Raw genomic sequence first — 235 nt, 5'->3', positions numbered from 1 at the left:
CATCTAAGCGACCACCGAGTCCCACTTCTAGCACCCATACATCACAGTCGGCTTCGGCAAATATCAATAATGCAGCCAATGTGGTCATCTCAAAAAACGACAACGTCAAAGCGCACTGTAATCGCGCCGCTTCTACTTTGCAAAAAGCGTTGATTAGTATCTCATCGCTGACCATTTCGCCATTGATACGTACCCGCTCGTTAAAAGCACTCAGATGCGGTGATTGATAGAGAGC

1 pseudogene is annotated in these 235 nt (G+C 47.2%); it reads right to left on the bottom strand.

From position 1 onward, the window contains the following. A pseudogene (locus AAEY88_RS15500) lies at window positions 1-235 on the bottom strand (bifunctional folylpolyglutamate synthase/dihydrofolate synthase); the annotation flags it as partial.

The organism is Psychrobacter sp. CAL346-MNA-CIBAN-0220, assembly GCF_040309805.1.
Taxonomy (GTDB): domain Bacteria; phylum Pseudomonadota; class Gammaproteobacteria; order Pseudomonadales; family Moraxellaceae; genus Psychrobacter.
Note: the sequence above shows the minus strand (reverse complement) of the source record. Positions and strands in the feature narration are given on the sequence as shown.